The organism is Microcystis sp. M113S1 (genome assembly GCF_020246945.1).
Taxonomy (GTDB): Bacteria; Cyanobacteriota; Cyanobacteriia; order Cyanobacteriales; family Microcystaceae; genus Microcystis.
On the sequence record NZ_JADBSA010000364.1, the window covers coordinates 1 to 3,930 of the forward strand.

The window sequence follows — 3,930 nt, forward strand, 5'->3', positions numbered from 1 at the left end:
GGGCATACCGGAACCTTCGATGCTCGATCCAATAAACGCTTGGGGAGAGAATACCTCTACTTTTTCAGAAGCAATTCTGTCTTTCGCAAGTAATCTCTGTGAACCAAGAATCCCCGTCTCTTTAGAGCGGGGAGTGTCAAGGACGCTTGTATCAGTTAATTGATCACATCAACGATTTAAGTCCTGTAGTTGCCCTCGAAGAGCATCCCGAGAGAAAATAAACCCTAGGCTAGAGTTTCAGGACAGTATCCTAAACCCTTAGTAAATTGTTGCCGAAAAGCCTCTATATCTTGCTGATCCGGGGTACCATGGGACACGATCGCCACTTGATAACGACGCATGACATCAATAGGAGATTGTCCCGTTTCCAAACTCCAAAAAACCATCTGGAGACGCATTTCTGGTTGATAGGGAATCCCTAACTCATTCATGTAGGCGCGAAAATCACCGTGTTGGCAAGGAGTCAGCATTTGATTAAACTTTACCTTGACCACCCAACCGTTAATCTGATGGATAACCGTCATGACGGAGGAAGGCAGATGAGTCATCGAGCGCAGGTATTCGGTGACTCGTAGCGTTAAACTAGCATTAGCAAGAAAATAGAGATAGTCCATAGTGGCCGCCGGGCTATTGGCTAATAGTCACGATTAGTGTTATATCTCTAAGTCTGACGATAAACCGTTCCAGGTACCAAGGGGAGAAATCCCCGATTTAGTGAAGTTCGCCTGGGTAGGATTACCCAACTTTTGCGAAGCTCTTTATGATGATAATGACGATGATCCCTGACCAATTACTCTCCAGCTACGATTATCACCTTCCTCCAGAGTTAATTGCCCAAAATCCCGCCGAAACCCGGGATAGTTCCCGTCTTTTGGTGGTAGATTCTCCCAATAGTCATAATTTAGCTATTTTTCGGGATTTACCCACTTGGTTAGAGTCGGGGGATTTGCTGGTTTTCAACGATACCTGCGTGATTCCGGCCCGTTTATTTGGACGTAAAACCACGGGCGCACCCGTAGAAATATTACTATTAGAAGAACAAGATGACCATCGTTGGTTATCTCTGGTGAAACCGGGAAAACGCTTTAAAGTCGGTTCAGAAGTCCTTTTTTATCCGAAAACAGGGCCGACGGAAGACCAAGAAAAATTATGGTTAGCGAAAGTAATCGATCGAGATCTGAACACCGGTGGTCGTCTGCTGGAATTTCAACGTCATCCCCAGCGCAGTTTTTGGGATATGTTGGAGGAGTACGGTCATATTCCTTTCCCCCCCTACGTCACCGAATCAGAGGCGGAAGAAGACCGTTATCAAACAGTTTACGCTGATAAACAGGGTTCTGTGGCCGCTCCCACGGCCGGATTACATTTTACTCCCGAATTATTCCATAAGCTCGCCCAGAAGGGTATAGATACCACCTATGTCACCCTTCATGTGGGAGTGGGAACCTTTCGTCCCGTAGAAGTGGAAAATATTACAGAACACCTAATGCACCAAGAATTTTTGCAGATTTCCGCCGAAACTGCCGAAAAAATCGCCCAAACAAAGGCTAGAGGTGGCCGGGTTATCGCCGTGGGAACCACGGTAGCTCGCGCCTTGGAAGGGGCAATTAAAGAAAGTAAGAGCGAGAAATTAACCGCTTTTCAGGGAAAAACGAATTTATTTGTCTATCCGGGTTATCAATGGCGGGTTATCGACGGCATGATCACTAATTTTCACCTACCCAAGTCCAGTTTGATGATGTTAGTCAGTGCCTTAATCGGACGGGAAAGACTACTGGCATTGTATCAAGAAGCTATCCAAGAGCGTTTCCGTTTCTATTCCTTCGGTGATGCTATGTTAATCCTACCCAGCGCTCGCAGCAGTAATCGGTAAGTAGTTGGACAAAATTACGTTCATACCCCAGAAAGAAGGAGCAGCAGAACTGCGGAAAGGGCAACAGGAAAAGCAAAAATATGTGTAAGCGGCCCGCGCATCTAAATTGGTCTAGGTCGATTATCGAACCACCTCTGGCCTGTTGTCTATCCTAACCAAGAAATGAAAAGAAAAGATCTTAAAATCGGTCGCCGCTATTCTGGCAAATCCTGGCAAATATTCGTAATTATTGCCTTCATGGTCGCCGCTCCCTTTGCTATTTTTTATCTTATTGCCTTGGCTTATCTCTGGCAAGGCGATCAACTTTTGGCCGCGGGGGAGAAGGAATCGGCTCTGTCTGCTTACCGAACAGTTTTATCTTTTCACGAAAATTCGGGCCAAGCCCATATAAAAATCGCTCAGGTCTTGCAAAGTCAAAAACGTTATTCTGAAGCCTTAAAAGCCTATAATCATGCCTTTATCGTTAATGATAAACCACCGATGGAAACCTCCCAAAGTAATTATTTAGTGGCTTTGGGAGATATCTTCGCGCAAGAGGAAAAATGGTCAGAGGCGATCGAGGCTTACCAAAAAGCAATTATCATTAAACCAACTTTTAAAGCGCAATTTCAGCTAGGAAAAGCCCTCTATAGTTTACAACGTTGGGATGAGGCGGCGAAAGCTCTGCAAGCAGCGGTTTTTCTCGATCCTAGTCAGGGAAAAGCCTATTTTTATCTGGGAAAGGCCTATAGTGAACAGCAACTCTGGCAAGAGGCCAGTTATGCCTATCAGCAAGCTCTAGAATTGATACCTAGTCAGGGTGAAACCTACAAAAAATTAGGAGAAACCCTAGCAAAACAGGGAAAATGGGAGCAAGCAGAGCAAATATATCGACAGGCTTTAATTTACGCCCCTAAAGATGGGGATATTTATAATTATTTAGGGAAAGCTTTAGCGGAACAGGGAAAACTAGGGGAAGCGATGGCAGTTTTTCAACAGGCGCGCCAAATTAGCCCCAAAAATGCCGAGATTTACGAAAATCTCTGTTATACCTATATCAATAGCGGTCAGATCGATGAGGGTCTAAATTGGTGTCGGCAGGCCGTAGAAATTGATCCCAATTTATCAGAAGCTAGATTTATTTTACAGGAAATCCAACGGGGGCGATTAATTCATGATCATCCCGAATTATTAAAAATGCCAGAGATAATTCCCAGTCTTAAGAGTGATCCTCTGGTGAATTTAAAACGCTCAATTGTTAAAATTGTCATTCGTGGTCAAAATAAAAATGGCATCGGCACTGGTTGGTTATTAAAACGAGATCAAGACACAGCTTGGATCGTGACTAACCGCCATGTGGTGACGAATTCCCGTCAAGAAATCGATGCAGGGGCGCGCATTTTTGTCGAGTATTATAGCCAACCACCCAAGGGAAAAATTCCCAAGCGTTCAAAAGCTAAAATTCTCCACACTACCCCCCCTAACGACTGGCTCGATTTAGCAGTATTGGAGGTAAAAAATCCCCCCCCAGATTTAAAACCTTTAGCTTTAGCACCCCTACCAATTGCCGCTAATCAATCAGTAATCTCGATCGGTAATCCTTTTAATCAAAAAGATTGGACTGTCAGCAAAGGCACTGTTAATGATAATGAAGAAAAATCCTTAAGTTTATCCATGTTTGTCGTTTCTGGACAGTCGGGAAGTCCAGTTTTAAACGATAAAAATCAAGTGGTGGGAGTGATTTCCCAAGCGAGTTTATTTTGTGCCAATCCCTCTACTCCTAAACCCCTAGAAAATGCCGTTAAATTGGGCTGCGGTTTCGCAATTCCCATTGACAGGGTGCGAGAAAGGTTAAGGGAGTGGGGAACTTTTTCAGTTATCAGTAATCAGTAGTCAGTTATCAGTGGATAGTGGATAGTAGTTAGGGTTTGCTGAATAAATCTAAAAACCTTATCCAACAAGGTTTTTAGACTTTTTTTCCCTCAAAAAGTGCCGACCCTTGCAGTGATTGGGGGGAAAATTCAGGGACTTTTTCCCTGAAAATTAGGTAATTGACCACCTGAAAATGGGTAAAACCC

3 protein-coding genes are annotated in these 3,930 nt (G+C 44.1%); 2 read left to right on the top strand and 1 reads right to left on the bottom strand.

Annotated features, from left to right (window positions below; genetic code table 11):
- Positions 1-224: 224 nt before the first annotated feature.
- Positions 225-614: a hypothetical protein gene (locus tag IM319_RS18400; RefSeq protein ID WP_002733765.1), complete on the bottom strand. Its 390-nt coding sequence runs from the start codon at positions 612-614 to the stop codon at positions 225-227.
- A gap of 161 nt (positions 615-775) precedes the next feature.
- Here IM319_RS18400 and queA point away from each other — a divergent pair, with 161 nt between their 5' ends.
- Together queA and IM319_RS18410 are read left to right on the top strand one after the other, a co-directional pair.
- On the top strand, positions 776-1,873 hold the full coding sequence (gene queA, locus IM319_RS18405; RefSeq protein ID WP_287736519.1) for a tRNA preQ1(34) S-adenosylmethionine ribosyltransferase-isomerase QueA: 1,098 nt from the start codon (positions 776-778) through the stop codon (positions 1,871-1,873).
- 162 nt (positions 1,874-2,035) lie between these two features.
- Positions 2,036-3,745 carry a serine protease gene (locus IM319_RS18410; protein ID WP_287736518.1) on the top strand — a complete coding sequence of 570 codons (1,710 nt, stop codon included), beginning with the start codon at positions 2,036-2,038 and terminating at the stop codon, positions 3,743-3,745.
- The last annotated feature ends 185 nt before the right edge of the window (positions 3,746-3,930 follow it).

What these genes read in the sequence shown, in the direction of transcription:
- IM319_RS18400 (WP_002733765.1), bottom strand. Translation starts at nt 614, where the DNA reads ATGGACTATCTCTATTTTCTTGCTAATGCTAGTTTAACGCTACGAGTC.
- queA (WP_287736519.1), top strand. Translation starts at nt 776, where the DNA reads ATGATCCCTGACCAATTACTCTCCAGCTACGATTATCACCTTCCTCCA.
- IM319_RS18410 (WP_287736518.1), top strand. Translation starts at nt 2,036, where the DNA reads ATGAAAAGAAAAGATCTTAAAATCGGTCGCCGCTATTCTGGCAAATCC.